Raw genomic sequence first — 19744 nt, forward strand, 5'->3', positions numbered from 1 at the left:
TCAGCCGGTCTTTCCCGGAGCCTTCAGGCGGCGTATGACGACACCGAGGACCCCGGTTCCGGGGAGGTAGCCGTAGTGGCGGGAGTCGAAGCTCGCGGTGGTGTTGTCGCCCAGGATGAGCATGCGGCCGTCCGGCACGGGGGTGCCGGCGGGGGCCGACACCCGGGCGGCCAGCGACGCGGGCACCGGGTCGCCGGGCACGGCCGCCGCCCGTTTGATCACCCAGGCGTGGCCGGAGGCGCCCCGGCGTCCGTGTGCGGCGGCGCTCGGGCGGCGGTCCGTCCCTTGGCGCGCGGTGTTCTCGACCACGACGATGTCACCGGCCCGGACGTGCCGCAGCGACCGGCGGCGGACCAGGACGCGGTCGCCCGCGTCGAGCGTGGGCCGCATGCTCTGGCCGTCGACGTCGATCACGACGTAGCGGCGGCGCAGCCAGGCGATGAGCGCGGCGGTCCCGGCGAGCGCGGCCGCGGCGGCGAGCACGGTCCCGGTCATGGCGTGGGCACGTCCATGGCCGGGTCCGGCTGGTAGCCGCTCGCCTGCAGCGTGAACAGCTGGGCGTACCTGCCGTCCACCGCCATCAGCTCGGCATGGCCGCCCTGTTCCACGATCCGTCCCTGGTCGAGGACGACGAGCAGGTCGGCGTCGCGGACGGCCGCGAGCCGGTGGGAGATCAGCACGCTGGTCCGGCCCGCGCGGTGCTCGCGCAGCCGTGCGTGGATCTCGTGCTCGGCCTCGGCGTCCAGGCCCGAGCTGGGCTCGTCGAGGATCAGCAGGTCCCGCTGGTCGCGCAGGAAGGCGCGGGCCAGCGCCAGCCGCTGCCACTGTCCCCCGGACAGAGGGACGCCGACCTCGGGGTCCCTGTCGCCGTCTCCGAGGTCCGGCGAGAACAGTTTCGTGGAGAACAGGCGCGACAGCGGCGTGTCGTAGCCGCGGGGCAGTGCGGCGAGAGCGTCGTGGACCCCGGCTTTGCGAGCCGCGGCCTGCACACGGTCGCGGTCCCGGTCGCGGATGTCGCCGAGCCCGATGTTGTCGGCCGCGGTCAGGTCGTACTCCATGTAGTCCTGGAACACCACGCCGATCCGTGACCGCAGTTCGGCCGGGTCCATGTCGCGCAGGTCCACCCCGTCCCACAGGATCGCGCCGCGCTCGGGGTCGTAGAACCGGCACAGCAGCTTGACCAGCGTGCTCTTCCCAGCACCGTTGCGGCCCACCAGCCCCACCGACCGGCCGTGCGGAATCGTGAGGTTCACATCGCGCAGCGCCCAGGGATGCTCCGACGAGTAGCGAAACCACACCCCGCGCAGCTCGATCCCTCGACGCAACGGCGGTGTCGCCCGCGCTCCGGCAGGCACCGGCAGATCCGGCTCACTTCCTGTGACGGTGAGGTAATGGTCGAAGAGCAACAGCTGGTGGTCGACCTGGGTCACGTTGCTCACCAGGGAGGTCGCGGCGGCCTGGACGCCCGCTACCGAGGCGATGAGCAGCGGTATGTCACCGGCCGTGAGTCCACCGGACCGGGCGGTGAAAAGCGCCCACAGCAGCCCAGCCCCGGAGATCCCGGCGGCCAGGACTCCCAGCCCGGACTGGGTGAGCAGGTCGCGCCGGTCCATCCGGCGCCGCTGCGCGTTGGCCTCCTGCCGCTGCGCGGTCATCAGTTCGCGGAAGTACCGGGCGGTCCCGAACAGGCGGAGTTCCTTGGCCGCCTGGACGCTGCTCAGCAGCCGCTGGAAGAAGGCCTCACGCCGCTCCATCGGGGTGATCCGCCACATCATCCCCGCGCGGAGCCGGGACAGATGCAGGTGGGCGACCAGTGCCGGGACGGCCGCGAGCGTCACCGCCAGCGTCAGCCAGCGGCTGATCAGCAGCAGCGAGCCGAGGAACGCGACGATGGTGATCGCGCCGCGGCAGACGGTCAGCACACCGAAGACGAGCATCGCGGGGGCGCGGCCACCGGCTCCCTGGGCCATCGCCAGCCGGTCCAGGAACGCCGGGTTCTCGAACCTGGCCAGGCCGGGGAGCCGCTCGACCGCCGCGAAGAGCCGGTCCTGGGCGGTCAGGCCGATCCGGCGTTCGAGCTCCTGCCGGATGTAGAACGACATCTGCGGCAGGACGGCGACGGCCAGCCCCGCGACCAGGAGCCCGCCGCCCATCCAGGCCAGCGCCGAACCGCTCGCGGGCGGCCCCGTTATGGCGTCCAGCGCGAGCTTGGTCAGCCACGCCACCGAGACCGGCACCAGCGCCGCGACCAGTTCGAGCGCCCCGTAGCCGAGGATCTGGTGGCGGCCGGCGCGCCAGGCCAGCCCCAGGGCGCCCCTGATCCTGGCAGCACCGGCTCTGACCCCGGTCCTGACCTCGCCCTGGGTGTCGCGCATGAGCGGCGGTCACACTCCGGCGGCGGAGGCCGAGCGGTTCAGCTCCATGCCACTGGTGACCACGGTCCCGGACTCGTCGAAGATGCCGAACGCGGGGAAGGAGCCCAGCCCCAGCGCCGTGCCGATCTCACCGGTCACCGGCGGCTCGACGACGACCCGGGCGACCGGCTCCAGCCGCTCGCGGTAGGTCTCCGTCTCGTCCTCCGATCCCACGACGAGGGCGATCACCTGGTCGCGTCCACCGGAGAACGTCCTCGCGTAATCGATGAAAGCGGGCAGCTTCTCCTCGCAGGCACTGCACCCCGGCGCGAGGGCGCCGATCAGGGTCAGGCCGGAGAGCCCGTCCCGGGACACCGGCTCGCCGGTGGTGGCGACGGCCTCGAACGACCCGGCGGTCTCCCCCTCGTCGAGGATCGCGTAGGGCCGCCGTCCCCCGGACGACAGGTTCGAGATCAGCTCGGTGTGGTGCCGGAGCCGCCGGACGACGCCGAGCGTGAGGACCAGGTCCAGCAGGCAGACCGCGAGTGCCAGGAGGGCCAGCGCCGCGACGAAGGGCATCAACGCGAGAATCCTTTCGTGGCGTGGTGTCCATCTGGAGACACCACGGGACGGAACAGTCCGGCAAGGTCGTCGGCGGTCACCACGAAGGCGGCGACCACGGCACCGGCGACCGCGGCGATGACGCCGCCCGCCGGCTCGATCGGCCCGGCCGCGACCGCGCCGGCGGTCGTTCCGAGGGCGGCGGCAGCGGCGAGCACGCCGTTCCGGACCAGATGCACCCCGCTGACCGGGCGGTCCGAGCCCCCGAAGCACTGGCAGGGTGCGCGATCCCCGCGCCGCAGCGCGGTCAGGACCGCCACGGCGAAGGCCATCGCCAGAAGACCGGCGAGGGCGAAACCGATCCACGCCGTCCCCGGCGGCACCAGGAGCACCAGCACCGCCGCTTCAGCCGCGATCACACCACCGGCCACCACGGGTGCCGGGATCCGGGAGAGCACCCACCCCGGTCCCAGCCGGCCGGCGGCCGCCACGAACCGGGCGTAGGACTCGCGGCCGCGAAGCTTGCCCAGGACCGAGGCGGCGAACACCAGCCCGACCATGCAGCGGCACCCCAGCGCGACGTACGCCATCACACACCCTTTGACGCGGGACTAGCAGGGGTGGGGGTTGGAGTAGGCGCAGTAGGCGCCGGCAGGGCACCGTCCGGGTGCGGTTCCGCCCGGGGTGTAGCAGCACCACCAGTCGCGGGTGCGGTCGCAGACACCGTCATACCAGCAGCACGTGTCCCTGGCGGACGCCTGCGCCTGGGGGACCACCAAGCCGAGCAGGCGGTCACCGAGCTCTTCGAGCTTCGCGAGCATTCTCAAGTCTCCTTCGTCGACCGGCGACCATGAGATCACCAGCCGTGTTCAGATCAGCTTCATCGCCGCTTCACCGCAGCTAGGCTGCACCCCATTCCGTCCTGCGGATATCGCAAAGTTCCGCGCGCTCACGCGTAGCCGGGGCCGGAGCGGACACGTCGCTTGTCGGCGGCGCGGTCGGTGAGAAGGAGGCCGGCATGCTCCATCCCGATCCACCGTTCCGCCCGGTTCGCCGATCGGAGGGCTATCCGCGGCTGGAAGACCTGGGCCTGGTCGGGGACGGCACGACCGCGGCGCTGGTCGCCCTGGACGGTTCGATCCCGTGGCTGTGCCTGCCCCGCTTCGACAGCGAACCGCTGCTGTCCGGCCTCCTGGATCACGCGCGCGGCGGGCACTTCACCCTGACGGTGGCGGACCTGCGGGAGGCGCGCCAGTACTACGAGCCCGACACGGCGGTGCTGGTGACCGAGCTGCGCGGCCCGTCCGGCCTGGTCAGGGTCACCGATGCGCTGGGCCTGCGCGCGGGCGCGGACCTGTCCGACGACGCGGGGGCGGGCCGGGACGAGCTCGTCCGGTCAGCGGTCGTCCTGGACGGTGCCGTCCGGCTGCACGCGGAGCTGTGGCCGCGCGACGGCGCGCAGGCCCGCGTTCTGGCCAGCGGGCTGGAGGTGCGGGCGGCGCGGCGGCCGGACCTGCGCCTGCATCTGCGCTCCAACCGCCCGCTGGACGGGCTGAGCACCGTGCACGACCTGACCGAGGGCGAACGTCTGGACCTGACGCTCTCCTGGGGCCGCCTCCACCGCCACCACCGGTTCGACCCCGGGACGGTGCTGCGCCAGACCGCCGAGGCGTGGCGCCGCTGGATGGGCGGCTTCGGCTACGGCGGCCCGCAGGAGCCGCTGGTCCGGCGCGCCGCGATCACGTTGAAGCTGTGCGACGACTGGGTCAACGGCTCCATGGTGGCGGCCCCGACGTCCTCGCTGCCCGCGCCGATCGGCGGGGTCCGCAACTGGGACTACCGGTACGCCTGGATCCGGGACGCCGCCTTCACCGTGTTCGCGCTGCGCCGCGTCGGGTTCCGATGCGAGGCGGACGGCTTCCTCGGCTGGGTCCTGGACGCCTTCGAGAGCGGCCGCCTGCCGCGGATCATGTACACCCTGCGCGCCGATCCCGTCCCCGAGGAGATCCCGGACGCCGGCCTGGAGGGCTACCGGCGCTCGTCCCCCGTGCGGTGGGGCAACGGCGCCGCGGACCAGCGTCAGCACGACATCTACGGGGAGGTCCTCGACTGCGCCGACCAGTGGCTGCTCGCCGGCGGCGACCTCCAGCCGGCGCTGTGGTCCAAGCTGGCGGAACTGACCGAGACCGCCGCGGACGCGTGGCGGCACCCGGATCAGGGGATCTGGGAGGTGCGCAGCGAGGGCCGGGTGTTCACCTACTCGGCCGGGATGTGCCAGGTGGCGCTGGACCGGGCCGCGTCCATCGGCGCGCGGCTCGGCCTGCCCGGTCCGATCGACACCTGGCGTGCCAAGGCCGAGGAGTTGCGCCGGCTCATCCTTGAGCGGTCGTGGGACGAGGACGCGCAGTGCCTGAGCGAGCACCTCGACGGCGGCGGGAGCCTGGACGCGAGCCTGCTCGCGCTCCCGCTGCGCAACGTCGTCCCGGCCGGCCACCCGAGAATGAGGGCCACCACCTCGGCCATCGCCGAACGCCTGTCCGCGGGGGACGGCCTGCTCTACCGCTACCTGCACGACCGGTCGCCCGACGGCCTGCCCGGCGACGAGGGCGCCTTCCTGCTGTGCAGCTTCTGGCTGGTCGACAACCTCGTCCTGCAAGGCCACATCGAGCAGGCCCAGGATCTGTACGCCTCACTGTGCTCCCGGGCGAGCCCGCTCGGCCTGCTTCCGGAGCAGATCGACCCGTCGACGGGCACGTTCATGGGCAACTTCCCCCAGGCGTTCAGCCACATCGGCATCATCGCCAGCGGCGTCACCCTCGCCCGAGCGGAAGCGGGCGGCACGGCATGAAGGGACCACGGCATGAAGGGACAGGGGCATGATCGACCGGCTCGTCGTCTTCGGCGCCACGGGCGACCTCAACGCCCGCTTCCTGCTCCCCGGGCTGGCCGCCCTGCGGGCCGCCGGGCACCTCCCCGACGGGTTCCGGCTGACCTGCGCCGACCGGAAGGGCTGGAGCGACGGGGAGTTCCGGGAATGGGCGGCCGGGCAGCTCGACCGGCACGACCGCTCCTCCCCCGCCGAGGTCAGGACGTGGCTCACCGGCGCCGTCCGCTACCGCCGGGCGGACGCCACCGACACCGCCGACCTCGCCGACCTCGCCGCCGGTGACGGGCCGGTCGCCCTCTACCTCGCCCTTCCCCCGGCGGTCTTCCCCGGCACCGTCACCGCCCTGCGCGGGGCGGGCCTGCCGCCGGGCAGCCGGATCGTCCTGGAGAAGCCGTTCGGTGAGGACCTGGACAGCGCGGTGGAGCTGAACCGGCTGCTGGCGGAGGTCGTCCCCGAGCAGGCGGTGTTCCGCGTCGACCACTTCCTCGCCATGACCACCGTCCAGAACCTGCTCGGCAGCCGGCTGGCCAACCGCGTCCTGGAGCCCCTCTGGAACAGCGCGCACATCTCCGAGGTGGACATCGTCTGGGACGAGTCGCTCGCGCTGGAGGGCCGGGCGGGCTACTACGACGGCGTCGGGGCGCTGAGGGACATGGTGCAGAACCACCTGCTCCAGGTGCTGTGCCTGGTGGCCATGGAACCGCCGCTCAGCCTCGACGAGCGCGACCTGCGCGACCGGAAGATCGACGTGCTGCGCTCGGTCCGGCCCCTCACCGAGGAGGACGTCCTGCGCCGCACCCGCCGGGCGCGCTACACGGCCGGCCGCGTCGGCGACCGCGACGTCCCCGCCTACATCGACGAGGACGGCGTGGACGCCCGGCGCCGCACCGAGACGTTCGCCGAGGTGGAGCTGCGGCTGGAAAGCTGGCGCTGGTCCGGGACGACCTTCCGGATCCGCAGCGGCAAGGCGCTCGCGGAGGACCGCAAGGAGGTCGCGGTCCACTTCCGGCCCGTCCCGCACCTGCCCTTCGGCCACGCGGGGGAGGCGCTGCCCAACGTGCTCCGCTTCGGCCTCGACCCGGAGAACATGACCCTGGGGCTCACGGGCATCGGCTCCGGTGCGCGCACCCTCACCCCGCTCACCATGACGGCGCGGATGGAGGCCCCCGAGCTGCCCGCCTACGGACGGCTGCTGCTGGACGTCCTGCACGGCGACGCCGCCCTGTCCATCCGGGGCGACGAGGCGGAGGAGGCCTGGCGCGTCCTCGCCCCCGTCATGTCCGCCTGGGCCGCCGACCGCGTACCGCTCCAGGACTACCCGGCCGGTTCTAGCGGACTCCGGCGACCACCTCGTTGACCGGGAAGCGTGCGGGTCGCCCGGTCAGAACCCGTACGGCCCCTTCCGCGGCGATGCGCCGCACCGAGGCGATCGCCTTCTCGGAGTAGTACGCGGCGTGTCGTTGCCCGGCGGGCTGGCGGGTATCAGCTCGTTTCCGGGGTTCGGTGGAGGTCGAGGACCGATGCCGGGGGTGGGGTTCCGGCTTCGGGCGGGGTGGCGGCGGTCAGGCGTGGGAGCACGGTCTCCGCGGCGGCGAGGTCCTGGACGCCGAGGCCGATGAGTCTGGCGACGGTGATCTGGGTTCCGCTCCGGCGGGCGTGCCCGTCCGGGACGAGGTCGCCGAGTTCCGCGCCGATGCCGGCCTCGGTGACGGCGTGCGCCGCGAGGGCGGCGCGCAGGTCGCCGGCGTGGACGGGCGCGTCGGCCCTGCTGTCGACGACGAGGAGGTCCGCGCGCCGGAAGCACTCGGGGTCGAGTTCGGCCTTCGTCGCGTCGTCGGCGCCGACGGCGGTCACGTGCTGTCCGGGGCGCAGCCAGGACCCGGCGACGATCGGCCGCCTGCTGGAGGTCGCGGTGACGATCACGTCGGCGAGCCGGACGGCCTCCCGGGCGTTCGCCACGACGGTGGCCGTGACCCGGGGCGCCCGCGCGCTGATCGCCGCCCGCAATGTCCGCGCGGCGTCGGCGCGCCTCCCCCAGACCAGGACGGTGTCGATGGGACGTTCCGCGATGGCCGCCAGCGCCTGGAGGTACGCCTGCACGCCGGTGCCGAGGACGGCGAGCGTGCGGGCGTCGCGGGGAGCGAGCAGCCGGGCGGCGAGGGCTCCCGCCGCCGCGGTGCGGACGTCGCTGAGGTGGTGCTCGTCCTGCAGCAGCGCCAGGAGGTCCCCGGTGGCGGCGTCGTGGACCGCGACGTAGCCGCTCCCGCCCGGGAGGCCGCGGGCCGCCCGCGCCGCGAACCATGCCGCCACCTTGACGGTGAACACCGGCCGGCCCGGCAGCCAGGCCGACTTGACGTGCACGTCGCCGTCCGGGCCCGCGGGCGCGAAGACCGCGAGGGGCGACGCGCCGAGCCCGCGGCTGAAGGCGGCCAGCGCGCCCGCCACCGGGTCCACGAGGTCCTCGAACCCGATGGCCCGCCGGATGGCGCCGGCCTCGAAGATCTGCGGGGCGCTCACAGCGGCTCCGGGAGGGCGCGCAGGCGTCCCGTGCCGACCACCGCGACACCGCCGCCCACGGTGACCCGGACCGGCCGCTCCGCGGGGCCGTACGCGGTGATCGCGATGGTGCTCGGCCTGCCGGTGAGGCGTCCCTGCGCCAGCGGGGTCTCGACGCCGTCCCCGGCGCGCCCGTGGTGCAGGAGGTAGGCGGCGACGCATCCGGCCGCGCTGCCGGTGGCGACGTCCTCGACGACGCCGTCGTTGTTCCAGTGCCGGCCTTCCGGGACGGAGGCGTCGAGCACGTAGGCGAACTGCGCGCCGTGGCGTGCGAGGAAGCCCTCGAAGTCCGGGGAGGCGATCCGCGCCCGGACGAGCGCGTCGCCGTCGCGCACCGGGACGATGAGATAGGCGAGGCCGGTGGACCAGACCTGGGGCGGGAGCCGCCGGTCGAGATCGTCGGCGGACAGCCCGAGCCGCTCCGCGATGGACGCGGCGTCCTCGGCGGCCGGTGTGCCGACCAGCTCGGGCGGGCCGGCGTCCATCAACGCGGTGAGCCGGCCCGGGGCGCTCCGGCGCGTGGCGACCCGCACCGGCCTCGCGGGCAGGTGGATCGTCCATCCGCGGTCGGCGCCGTCGGGCGTGCCGTCGAGGTCGTGCAGGACGGCGGCCGCTCCCAGCACCGGGTGCCCGGCGAACGGGAGCTCCTCGTTCAGGTCGAAGACCCGGGCGTCGGCGGACGGTCCGTCCGGCCACCGCGTCACGAAGATCGTTTCGAAGTGGCGCAGCTCCCTGGTGACGGCGGCCATCTGGGCCGTGGTCAGCGGGGGCGGGTCGACGAAGACGGCGAGGCTGTTGCCCGCGTAGGGCTCGTCGGAGAAGACGTCGACATGGTGATACGCGACGGGGCCGGACGCGGTCTGGTCTTGGGGCATGGCGCCAGGCTAGAAAGCCGTCCGCCCATCGAGAAGAGCAATATCGGCATGGTAGGCATAAGATTTTCGAATGGAGAGGGATTTCGAGATCGCGGACCTGCGCTCGTTCGCGGGAGCCGTCCGCGCGGGCAGCATCACCCGGGCCGCGGCGGCGCTCCAGCTGAGCCAGCCGACCGTCAGCCAGCGCATCCAGCGGCTGGAGCGGGCCGCCGGAGAGCGGCTGCTCCTACGGGAAGCGCGCGGCATCCGGATCACCCCCGCCGGCGAGACCATGCTCGCCTACGTGGAGCGGGTCCTCGCGCTGCACGACGAGGCGCGCGCGGCGGTCGGCCGGCGCGGGGACGCGCCGCACGGGCGGCGCGTGCTGGGCCTGCTCGAAGACCTCGCGATGACCACCCTGCCCAACGCCCTCGCCGACGTCGCCGCGCTGCACCCGGGGATCGAGCTGGAGGTGGTCATCGGCGCAGCGGCGGCGCTGCGCCCGCTCGCCGATCAGGGCCGCGTGGACCTGGTGTTCGGCGACCCGTCCGTGATGAGCGAGAACGCCGTCCGGTGGCGGCGCCGGGTCCCCCTCTTCTGGACCGCCGCGGCCTCGCTGGATCCCCTCACAGATCCGCTGCCGCTGGTGATGTTCTCCCAGCCGTGCCAGTGGCGGGCTCCGGTTCTGGACGCCCTCAACCGGCGAGGACGAGCGTGGCGGATCGCCTTCCAGAGCAACAGCGTCCACGCCGTCCAGGCCGCGGTCAGCGCCGGTATCGGGGTCGGCGCGCTGCTGGCGGGCAACATCCCCGCGGGCGCGGCTCGCCTGCCCTCCCGCCATGGCCTGCCGGATCCGCCCGAGGTGGACATCGCCGTGTCACGGCGGCCCGGCACCGAGGCGGATCCGGCTCTGGACGGTCTCGAACGCCTCCTCCTCCGGACGGTCGAGCCGTAGCAGGCCCGCCCGCGCGTCCTCGCTAGAACGGGGGGCGGTTGAAGCCGGTGTGGAGGAGCCAGATCGCACCGAACGCGGACGAGGGGCGGTCGTTGAAGTCACCGCGCTCCGGCAGGCGTTCCAGGAGGTCCAGGACGGCGGAGATGTGGCCGCGCTCGGCGGCGGTCTCGATCAGTTGCGCGGTCGGGTGCTGTCGCCGCGAGTGCGGCATGCCCTGGATCCGGGCGTGGTCCCGGGCCAGGTCCCGGACGTCCTGGCCGGTCGGCGCCGGAGGCCGGACCGGGGGCGTGCCCCGGTGGGCCAGTTCGACGAGGTCGTCGCCGATCGCCCAGTTGTGATCTCCCCACGTCTCCATCAGGTCGGCGCGTCCCTGCTCGGCGAGGACCGTCAGCACCTCGTACGGGACGTCCCAGCCGGGCAGGCCCTGGAACTCGCGGGCCAGGTCGAGGCGGCCGGTGCGCAGCAGGTACACCAGCCACTCCGCCTCCCAGAAGAAGCCGCCGTCCGGGTGCCCGGCGCGGTCGTCCAGGAGGGCGCGTACGAGATCGTCGCGTCCGCACTCCAGCATCGGGTGGATGACGGCGATGTGGTCCTGCCACGGGTTGGGTTCGAGGGCGATGGACGCGCGGGCGTGCCGGAACCACTGCTCGGCGGAGGCCGCGTCGCCCAGCGCCTGGCAGGCGGCGCCGAACCAGGCCGACCTGTCGGCGTCGAACATCTTGGGGTCCACCGAGGGGTACAGCGACCGCGCGAGGGCGAAGGCGTCGCGGGCGGACGCCGCGTGCCCGGCGCGGACGAGGATCACGGCGACGCCGGACGCCGCGGCGAGCCGGTCCGCCGGTTCGGGGATGTCGCCGACGAGGGTCATCGCCGCCTCGGGCTCGCCGTGCCGGGCGCGGAGCCGGGCGGCGGCCCGCAGATGGTCGGCGATGTGGGTGCCCCAGCTGTACCGGTCGAGGTCGGCGAGGGAGGCGCGCGCCGCCTCGAACAGGTCGTCCACGCTCGCCGTGTTCGGAGGCGGCCACTCCCCGGAGTCGTCGCCGTCCGGGTCCAGCTCCTCGCGAAGCTCGCGGAGGATCTCGCCGTCCTCGGAGTCCAGCACGTCCGCGGCGGTGCGGGCGTCGGGCAGCACGCGAAGCTCGCCCCAGCGGACCGGCCAGGCGTGGCGTCGCCCGACTCCCCAGGCCAGGAGGGCGTCCAGCTCGTCCTCGCGGCCCTCCGGAGCGATCACGGCGTCGGGCTGGAGCGTCATCGCCCAGTGGTCCTCGTCGAGGGCGAAGATCTGCCCCTCGAACTCCTCGACGGCGTCGCCCTCCACCGGACGCGGGCCCGGCGGGACGTACAGGGAGTAGAAGTCGCCGACGACCTCGCCGGTCTCGACCTTCACGAACTGCATGACCGCGTCGTCGAGCACCACCAGCGTGTCGTCCGCGCCCCAGTAGACCGTGTCGGCGCCGCCGGCGAGCACGCTGCGGATCAGCCGGGGGTTCGCCGGATCGGCGAACGACCAGATCTCGGCGGACCCCTCGATGGTCAGGAAGGCGGCCCGCTCGCCGCCGGGGGCCCAGGCCCAGGCGTTGTGGTCGCCCTCCTGATCCCCCCACCCCGAATGCGGGGCCTGGGCGCTGAAGACGAGGCGGTCGTCGTCGAAGACGTGCACGCCTCCCGTCTCGGCGGTGCCGGTGGGGGGCGTCAGGACGGCCAGCCGGTTGACGGTGCGGCCCGGAGCCCAGTGCAGGGAGACGGGCTTGCCGAGCGCGAAGGGGCCGCAGCGGATCCGCCCGGTGGACGCCTCGCGCAGGAACAGGCCGCGGCGGGAGACGGTCGCGACGAGGGCGCCGTCCGGGCTGAGACGGGCGAGACGTCCGGGCGCGTGCCAGACGACCTCGCGCGTCGCCGCGTCCACGCTGATGGCGTTCGACCCGTACAGCCGGGCGCCGTCGGGCGACCACGCCGGGTCCTCGATCCACTGCCCGACCAGCCAGTCGCCGTCGCCCCGTTCGAGCGAGGCGAAGTCGTCCCGGACGGCGTTGGGCAGCCGGCGCGCGAGCAGGTACGGGTGGTCGGTCTCCACATGGTTGGGCAACCAGCTCAGGTGGCCGCGGTCCAGGGGGACGATGCAACCCTGGAGCCCGCCGTCGCCGTTGGTGCCGCAGTGGAAGTAGACGCTGCGCCCGTCCGGGGAGAGGGCGAAATCCGACGGGCGGGAGTTGCCGTCCGACACGTCGATCGTGGCGAGCGGCTCGCCGTCGAAGGTCCAGACCCCCACCGTGTTCGTGCGGTGGACCATGGCGATGCGGGACGAGTCGGCGGACCACTGGATCGTGCGCGCGTAGCGGGGCCACCCGATACCGCCGTCGATCCGGCGGACGGTGTTGACGCACCGGCCCGTCGCGACCTCCCAGATCTGCAGGACGCCGCCCGCGTCGTAGTCGTCGCCGACCCAGCTCCCGGTGGCGAGGTAGCGGCCGTCCGGGCTCATCGCGTGGGCGACGATCTCCGTGTCGTGGCCGTACGGGTGCTGGAGCCGCGCCTCACCGGTGTCGATCAGCCGCCGGGTCGCCAGCCGGTGAGCGTCGGTCACGCCCTCGGCGCGCTCCAGCTCGTCCAGCCGGGCGCGCAGCGGCGGGACGTCGCGCTCGGGCGTGAAGGCCGGCCAGTCCGCCCCGTCGAGCAGCGCGTACAGATCGCCGGATCCGCGCGCACCTGCCAGCTCGGCGGCCGACACGAACGGCCGGGGAGGCGCCTCCACCGGGTCGGCGGCGCCTTCCTCCCGCTCCAGCATGCCGATCAGCGCGTCCTCGTCGAGGTACGGCGTGCGGAGCATCGCGTCGGTGCGGGGAACGGGCCCTCGCTCGCCGGGGGCGACGACGATGAGGTCGGTCTCCTCGGTCGCCTCCTGCGCCACGCGGGCGCCGAGGGCCTGGAGCCGCCGTGTCGCGGACTCCCTCTCGATCTCCCAGAAGTCCCCGTACAGCACGACCGTGCGCCCTCGCAATTTCATGATCAACGGACCTTACCGGTCTGACGCGACATCGGCGCAATCCGTAACGTCCCCGGTCTCGTAGGGTGGGGGCGTGCCACTAGCGCCGGGTACCCCCGAACTCGCCGACCTGGACCTCCTGCTCTCCGTCGAGCGCCTGGGGAGCCTCGGCCGGGCCGCCCGGGAGCACGGGATCTCGCAGCCGTCGGCGAGCGCGCGGATCAAGCTGCTGGAGCGCCGGCTCGGGCTGGAGCTGCTGGACCGGTCCCCGTCCGGGTCGCGGCTGACCGCGGCGGGCGCGGCCGTGGCGGAGTGGGCGCGCGACGTGGTGGCGCCCGCGGCCGACCTCATGGCGAACGTGGCGGCCCTGCGCGACCGGGCCAGCGGCCTGCTGCGCGTGGCGGCCAGCATGACGATCGCGGAGTACCTGATGCCGCGCTGGCTGGTCGCGCTGCGCCGCGAGCGGCCCGAGCTGACGGTCGCGCTGCGCGCGGAGAACTCGCACGACGTGGTGGAGCTGCTGGAGGCCGGGGAGGCCGACCTCGGCTTCATCGAGGATCCGGCGCCGCACGACGGCCTGACCGAGCTGGTGGTCGCCGACGACGAGCTCGCCGTGGTGACCGCGCCCGGCCATCCCTGGTCGGACGGCCGCGGCCCCCTCACCCCCGGTGAGCTGGCCGCCGGGCGCCTGGTGCTGCGCGAGCGCGGTTCCGGGACGCGGGAGACGCTGCACCGGGTGCTCGGCGAGCTGCGCGAGGGTCCGCACCTGGAGCTGTCGTCGACCACGGCCATCAAGGAGGCGGTGGTCGCGGGCGCGGGCGCCGCGGTGCTGAGCGCCCTCGCCGTGGAGCACGAGCTGCGCACCGGCCAGCTCGTCCGGGTTCCTGTGGCGGGGATCGAGCTGACCCGGCGGCTGCGGGCCGTGTGGCCCCGCCGGTCGGCGCCGGCGCCCCACGCGGAGGCGCTGCTGCGGATCGCCGTCCAGGCGGGCCGGGCCTCGGCGCACTGACCCGGCGGTCAGACGGGCGAGAGCGGCAGGGGCATCCCGGCCAGGCCGCGCCGCGGCCCCTCCAGCGGCAGGGACAGCGCGACGTCCCGGAGCGCGGCCGCCGACGGGCGGCCGGGGTGGCCCGCCATGACCGGCACGCCCGCGTCGCCCGACTCCCGCAGCCGCTCGTCGAGGGGGACGCGGCCGAGCAGCGGGACGCCGAGCGCGTCCGCGAGGGAGTCGCCGCCGCCGGATCCGAACAGCGGGGCGTGCCGCCCGCAGTCGCACGTGAAGCCGGACATGTTCTCCACCACGCCGGCGACCGCGATACCGAGGTCGGCGGCCATCCGCCCGGCGCGTTCGGCCACCTGCCGGGCGGCGGGCTGCGGCGTGGTGACCACGATGACCCGCGCGTCCGGGACGAGTTCCAGCAGGGAGAGCGAGACGTCCCCGGTGCCCGGAGGCAGGTCGACCAGCAGGACGTCCGGGTCGCCCCAGTGGACGTCGTCGAGGAACTGCTGGATCGCCTTGTGCAGCATGGGGCCGCGCCAGACGAGCGGTTCGGTGCCCTCCACGAAGAGGCCGGTCGACATGAGCCGCACGCCGTGGGCCTCGACGGGCATCATCCGGCCGCCCAGGACGACCGGCGGGCGGCGGGCGCCGAACAGCAGCGGGATCGAAGGGCCCCACACGTCCGCGTCGAGGATCCCGACCGTGGATCCCGCCGCGGCCAGCGCCACGGCGAGGTTGGCCGTCACGGTGGACTTGCCCACGCCGCCCTTGCCGCTCGCCACCGCGTAGACGGCGGGCCTCCCGCCGGACAGGGCGCCGCGGACCTTGCGCGAGTCCACCCGGACCCGCTCTCCCAGCTCGGCCCGCTGCCGCGCGCTCATCGCCGAGAACTCCACGGCGACGTCCCGGACGCCGGGCACGGCCAGCACCGCCGCCTCCACGTCGGCGCGCAGGCGTTCGCGCAGGGGGCAGCCGGACGTCGTGAGCGCGACGCGGACGCGGACCTTGCCGCGCCGCCCCGCCTGCACGTCCGCGACCATGCCGAGATCGGTGAGGGGACGGTGCAGCTCCGGATCCTCGACCGACGCGAGCGCGGCGCGGACCGCCCGCTCCAGGTCAGACATGGAAGGCCCGCCGCTTCGGCTTGACGGGGCGCATGAGGAACTCGGGGCGCCGCAGACCGTCCGCGTTCGGTCCGGGCCGGGTCATCTCCAGCCATTCCCGGTACACGGCCCGCGACCTGCGCGTGTCGACGACCACGTCGCCGTACTCGTCGCCCGGTTCGACCGGGGCCAGCCGCACCTTCTGGTGCCAGCAGTGCATCCCGGACAGCGGATCCGGGTGCACCGCGAAGGCCAGGTTCTGGTGGACGCCGGGATCGTCCCAGTCGATCCGGGAACTGTCGGCGTCGCCGGACGCGAACGGCCGGACCCCCTTGCGGTAGCGCAGCCGCCACACCCCCTCCTCGCCGCGCTGGAGGTCCACCAGCCCGCTCACCCACCGGCTGCCGTCCTGCTCGTGCAGCCTCCAGCGGCCCATGTGGTGCGAGAGCGCGACCACGCCGGGACGGATGCCGGACGTCACCCAGACCCGGGCGACGAAGTGCCCGATCTCGGTGTGCACGCGGACGAGGTCGTCGGTGGCGAGGTCGCCGGTGACCGGGCCCGCGGCGTCCTCCGGGTTCACCCACAGCGGGTGGGTGTTGCTGATCTCGTTCAGGTACTTGGCGTTGCCGGAACGGGTGTGGATGAGCGTGGGCAGCCGGAAGGTCGGCATGAGGACGAGGTCCCCGGCGTCCCGGTCGAGCCGGTTCCAGGAGACGTGCGACTCCACGTATCCCGGCGTCGCGTGCTCGGGCCAGCCGAAGTCGGCGACGGCGGTCGAGTAGATCTCCAGCTTGCGGGACGGGGTGAGCCAGCCCTGGGTGGCCGTGCCGTCCTCGTGCCGGACGCCGACCGCCCCGGCCTCGCCGATCAGCGGTGGGACCGAGTCGGGCGTGGTCGGCCGGCGCAGCACGCCCTGCTCGTCGGCCTCGGCACCGTCCAGCTCGGCGGGCGTGAGGGGCCGCTCGTCGAGCCGGTAGACGCCCGAGTCGATCTCGACCACGCCGTACTTGCGCATGTACTCCAGCGGGGTCAGCCCGGCCTCCTTCGCCTTCTCGGGCAGGCCCGGGACGGAGTTCTCGAAGACGTACCGGTAGTACTCGTCGACGGTGACCTTCTCGCCGGGACGGTACGGGGACTCGAAGTACTTGCGGATCCCGAGTGCGCCGTCCGGGTCGATGCGCCAGGACAGCTCGAACCAGAACTCGTTCTCCTCCCAGACCTCGCCCGGGTTGGTGTCACGGGTGTCGGTGAAGGCCTGGCCCGTCTTCTCCATGGCGACCCTGCGCACGGGCTGCCTGAAGCCCAGCCACCGTCCGGCGTGGGTCTCGTAGGAGTGGGTGTCGTGCCGCTCCGTGGAGTGCCCCATGGGCAGGACGTAGTCGGCGTACGCCGCCGTCTCCGACCAGGTCGGCGTCAGCGCCACATGGCATCCCACCCGGTCGGGATCGGTCAGGGTCTCCATCCACATGAACCCGTCCGGGTTGGTCCAGACGGGGTTGTAGACCCGGCTGAAGTAGACGGCCAGCCTCGCGCGCCCGTCCGCGAGGAAATGCGGCAGGAGGAACGACATCTCGTTGGTCGACAGCGGGTATTCGCGAGGCCAGAGCAGCTCGTTCCAGCGCTCGTGGGCGTCCGGCATGTTCGGGCCGTGCGCGACGAACTTGTTCCAGCCGTTCGGGCTTGTGCCGCCCTCGGTGCCGACGCTTCCGGTGAGCACGTTGAGGAAGAAGAGGGACCGGGCCACCTGCCATCCGCCGAGGTTGCCCGCGGCGGCGGCGCGCCAGACGTGCGCGGCCAGCCTCGTCCCGGCGCCGGCGACGATGCGCGCCAGCTCCTCGATCCGCTCCTCCGGGATGCGGGCCTCGCGGGCCGCGTACTCGAAGGTGTAGCCGGCGTAGTCGGACTCCAGGCGTTCCAGGAAGGTCTCGTAGTCGCGAGGCGCGTCCGGATGGAGCCGTTCCAGGTAGGTCTGCCAGTTGACCCACCGGCGGATGTAGCCGTCCGCGAGCTGCCGCGTCCGGATCAGGTACGAGGCCACGGCCAGCAGGATCGCCGCCTCGCTGCCCGGCCAGGGCGCCAGCCACAGGTCGGCGTGGGACGCGGTGTTGGACATCCGCGGGTCGAGGACGACGAGCTTCGCCCCGTCCTGCTTGGCCTCCATGATGCGCTGCGCGTGCGGGTTGAAGTAGTGCCCGGTCTCCAGGTGGCTCGACAGCAGAAGGATGACCTTGGCGTTGGCGTGGTCGGGCGAGGGCCGGTCGTACCCGCCCCACAGGGTGTAGCCGAACCGCGCGCCGCTGGAGCAGATGTTGGTGTGGCTGTTGTGGCCGTCGACGCCCCAGGCCTGGAGGAACCGCTCCGCGAAGCCGTCCTCTCCGGGACGTCCCACGTGGTACAGGACCTCGTCGTGGCGGTCTTCGAGGATCGCCCGCCGGATGCGCGCCGCGATGTCGTCGAGCGCCTCGTCCCAGGTCACGCGCTCCCATTTCCCGGCTCCGCGCTCGCCGGTCCGGCGCAGGGGGTGCAGGATGCGCTCGGGGTCGTCGAGCTGGTTGATCGTGGCGGGGCCCTTGGCGCAGTTGCGGCCGCGCGAGCCCGGGTGCGCGGGATTGCCGGTCACCTTGGTGACGGACAGGTCCTTCTTCTCGACGTAGGCGAGGAGCCCGCAGGCCGATTCGCAGTTGAAGCAGGTGGTCGGGATGAGCATGAACTCCCGGGGCACCTTGCGCGGGTGGGCGCGGGCGTCGTTCTCGACATGGTGGTCCCACGTCTCTGGCGCCGGGTAGTTCCGCAGCCTCTCGTGGTTGCGCATCCCGGGAAGGTCGATCGTCATAGGGCACTCCTCGGACGACGGAAGAGCTAGGACAGCGGGACGTCCTGGCCGGCGCGGACGTAGACGCTCTCGTAGGCGACGAGCGCCGCCTGGACGAGCAGGCCGCCCGCGACCCCGGCGGCCGGGCCGAGGAGGGCCAGCGCGGCGCCCGCCACTACCGGCAGCACCCCGGCGAGCCAGAACGTCCTGGCGTACCGGCCGCGCACGACGAGGTGCGCGGCGAAGGCCGCCGCCCGCCCGGAGTGCCGGCCGCCGTACTCCAGCGCCAGGAACAGCAGGTGGGCGGCCGCCGAGGCGACGAGCGCCCAGGTGAGGAACCGGGCGGCCTCGCCCTCCAGCCCTGCGAACGGCGCGGCGACGAGCAGCGCCCCCGAGCCGACCATTCCGGCCTGGGCGATCAGATGCCAGAACAGCACGGGCGACTGCCACAGATCGCGTCCCTCGGCCTGGCCGAACAGGAAGGCGGTGTACCCGGCCGTCAGCACGGCGACCGGTATCGCGGCCCAGCGCAGCACGGACATGTCCCCGAACAGCAGCCACAGCCCGCCGACGCCCGTGCAGGCGCACAGCACGATCCCGCCCCAGACCAGCCACGACGTCGGGTTGGGACGCAGGAACAGGTACAGGAACCGTTCCGGACGCTTCAGGTCCCAGACGAGCAGCGCCCCGGTACTGGCCGCGCCGGCGATGGCGAGGGCGGGCGCGACGTACCGTCCCACCGGCCCGAGGTCGACACCGGCGATCAGGGCGAGCGCGGCCAAAAGCAGGGCCCCGGCCCCGGCGCCCTTCGTCCACAGGTACGTGGTGACGCGCCAGCCCCAGGGCCGGGGATGGGCGGTGTTGAGGGTGGTGCGGGGCCGGCCGGGTTCATCGGCGGGACCGGCGTCGCGCGCCGCCTCCAGGCGCCGCGCGTCCGGCCTCGCCCAGATGTAGGTGTCGTCGACGGGCGCGGCCAGGGGGTCGAGGACGGCGTGGTCGGCGCCCAGGTAGAAGACGTTGGGTCCGGTGTTCTGCTCGGGTGACCGGACGGCGGTGGGCTGGGTGCTCACCAGCCTGCTGATGCCGCTGTCCGGGTCGTCGAGGTCACCGACCCAGATCGAATGGGTCGGGCAGACCACCACGCAGGCGGGCTCCAGATCCTGGTCGACGCGGTGGGCGCAGAAATTGCATTTCGCCGCGGTGTGGGTGTCCTCGTCGATGTAGATGGCGTCGTAGGGGCAGGCCTGCATGCAGCTCTTGCAGCCGATGCAGCTGTCCCCGTCGAAGTCGACGATGCCGTCGTCGCGCTTGAACAGCGCCTTCGTCGGACATATCTTCACGCACGGCGCGTCCGTGCAGTGATTGCAGCGCATCACGCCGAACTCGCGGGTCGTCGACGGGAATTCCCCCTTCTCGACGTACTTCACCCAGGTACGGAACTGTCCCACCGGGACTTCGTGTTCCGTTTTGCAGGCGACGGTGCATGCATGACAACCGATGCATGTGCGCTGGTCGATCGCGAAGCCGTATTGCACGCCGCTTAGCGTGCACACACCGGCGCGCGGGCCGGTACCCGCCGGTTGACGATGAGCTCATAGGCGTTGCCTATGAGCGTTGACGGCCGCGCTCCCGGCTTCCTACATTGGTCAGAGGTCAAACCACTAGGGAAGGGGTGC

Annotated in this window: 15 protein-coding genes; 4 read left to right on the top strand and 11 right to left on the bottom strand. The window is 73.4% G+C overall.

Annotated elements, in window-relative coordinates; genetic code table 11:
- The 5 genes from K8Z49_RS25745 to K8Z49_RS25765 are packed head-to-tail and all read right to left on the bottom strand — an operon-like array spanning position 1 to position 3736.
- Positions 1–495, bottom strand: coding sequence for a S26 family signal peptidase (locus tag K8Z49_RS25745; RefSeq protein WP_412515424.1), 495 nt, complete (start codon positions 493–495; stop codon positions 1–3).
- Positions 492–2375 (bottom strand): ABC transporter ATP-binding protein, encoded by a 1884-nt coding sequence (locus K8Z49_RS25750; RefSeq protein ID WP_412515425.1) that lies wholly within the window; start codon positions 2373–2375, stop codon positions 492–494. Before K8Z49_RS25750 ends, K8Z49_RS25745 begins: the two co-directional genes overlap by 4 nt.
- A gap of 9 nt (positions 2376–2384) precedes the next feature.
- The gene (locus tag K8Z49_RS25755) at positions 2385–2933 is read right to left on the bottom strand and encodes a TlpA family protein disulfide reductase (protein ID WP_021591172.1); all 549 of its coding nucleotides are present in this window, start codon (positions 2931–2933) and stop codon (positions 2385–2387) included.
- Entirely contained in the window at positions 2933–3505 is a 573-nt protein-coding gene (locus K8Z49_RS25760; protein WP_412515426.1) for a MauE/DoxX family redox-associated membrane protein, read from the bottom strand. The genes K8Z49_RS25755 and K8Z49_RS25760 overlap by 1 nt, the downstream gene beginning before the upstream one ends.
- 21 nt (positions 3506–3526) lie before the next feature.
- A complete protein-coding gene (locus tag K8Z49_RS25765) occupies positions 3527–3736 on the bottom strand; it encodes a hypothetical protein (protein WP_021591174.1) in 210 nt (69 codons plus the stop codon).
- A 197-nt stretch (positions 3737–3933) separates the two neighbouring features.
- Here K8Z49_RS25765 and K8Z49_RS25770 point away from each other — a divergent pair, with 197 nt between their 5' ends.
- Entirely contained in the window at positions 3934–5763 is a 1830-nt protein-coding gene (locus tag K8Z49_RS25770) for a glycoside hydrolase family 15 protein (protein WP_412515427.1), read from the top strand.
- A gap of 28 nt (positions 5764–5791) precedes the next feature.
- A complete protein-coding gene (locus tag K8Z49_RS25775) occupies positions 5792–7159 on the top strand; it encodes a glucose-6-phosphate dehydrogenase (RefSeq protein WP_412515428.1) in 1368 nt (455 codons plus the stop codon).
- A 125-nt stretch (positions 7160–7284) separates the two neighbouring features.
- On the opposite strand, the gene K8Z49_RS25780 is transcribed toward K8Z49_RS25775, so the two are convergent.
- Together K8Z49_RS25780 and K8Z49_RS25785 are read right to left on the bottom strand one after the other, a co-directional pair.
- A complete protein-coding gene (locus tag K8Z49_RS25780; protein ID WP_021591177.1) occupies positions 7285–8319 on the bottom strand; it encodes an ornithine cyclodeaminase family protein in 1035 nt (344 codons plus the stop codon).
- Entirely contained in the window at positions 8316–9233 is a 918-nt protein-coding gene (locus K8Z49_RS25785; RefSeq protein ID WP_111830667.1) for a PhzF family phenazine biosynthesis protein, read from the bottom strand. Before K8Z49_RS25785 ends, K8Z49_RS25780 begins: the two co-directional genes overlap by 4 nt.
- Positions 9234–9303: 70 nt before the next feature.
- On the opposite strand from K8Z49_RS25785, the gene K8Z49_RS25790 reads away from it, so the two are divergent.
- Entirely contained in the window at positions 9304–10167 is an 864-nt protein-coding gene (locus K8Z49_RS25790) for a LysR family transcriptional regulator (RefSeq protein WP_412515429.1), read from the top strand.
- A 22-nt stretch (positions 10168–10189) separates the two neighbouring features.
- On the opposite strand, the gene K8Z49_RS25795 is transcribed toward K8Z49_RS25790, so the two are convergent.
- Entirely contained in the window at positions 10190–13171 is a 2982-nt protein-coding gene (locus K8Z49_RS25795; protein ID WP_412515430.1) for a BRCT domain-containing protein, read from the bottom strand.
- 73 nt (positions 13172–13244) lie between these two features.
- Here K8Z49_RS25795 and K8Z49_RS25800 point away from each other — a divergent pair, with 73 nt between their 5' ends.
- Positions 13245–14159, top strand: coding sequence for a LysR substrate-binding domain-containing protein (locus K8Z49_RS25800; protein WP_021591181.1), 915 nt, complete (start codon positions 13245–13247; stop codon positions 14157–14159).
- Positions 14160–14167: 8 nt separating this feature from the next.
- Here K8Z49_RS25800 and K8Z49_RS25805 read toward each other — a convergent pair whose 3' ends face one another.
- Genes K8Z49_RS25805 through K8Z49_RS25815 form a run of 3 tightly spaced genes read right to left on the bottom strand, consistent with a single transcriptional unit; the run spans position 14168 to position 19516 of the window.
- On the bottom strand, positions 14168–15274 hold the full coding sequence (locus tag K8Z49_RS25805; protein WP_412515431.1) for an Mrp/NBP35 family ATP-binding protein: 1107 nt from the start codon (positions 15272–15274) through the stop codon (positions 14168–14170).
- The gene (locus tag K8Z49_RS25810) at positions 15267–18089 is read right to left on the bottom strand and encodes a molybdopterin-dependent oxidoreductase (RefSeq protein WP_412515432.1); all 2823 of its coding nucleotides are present in this window, start codon (positions 18087–18089) and stop codon (positions 15267–15269) included. Before K8Z49_RS25810 ends, K8Z49_RS25805 begins: the two co-directional genes overlap by 8 nt.
- A gap of 26 nt (positions 18090–18115) precedes the next feature.
- A complete protein-coding gene (locus K8Z49_RS25815) occupies positions 18116–19516 on the bottom strand; it encodes a 4Fe-4S dicluster domain-containing protein (RefSeq protein WP_412515433.1) in 1401 nt (466 codons plus the stop codon).
- Between the last annotated feature and the right edge of the window lie 228 nt (positions 19517–19744).

The sequence above is a fragment of the Actinomadura madurae genome (genome assembly GCF_047130825.1).
In the GTDB taxonomy this organism is placed as follows: domain Bacteria; phylum Actinomycetota; class Actinomycetes; order Streptosporangiales; family Streptosporangiaceae; genus Spirillospora; species Spirillospora madurae.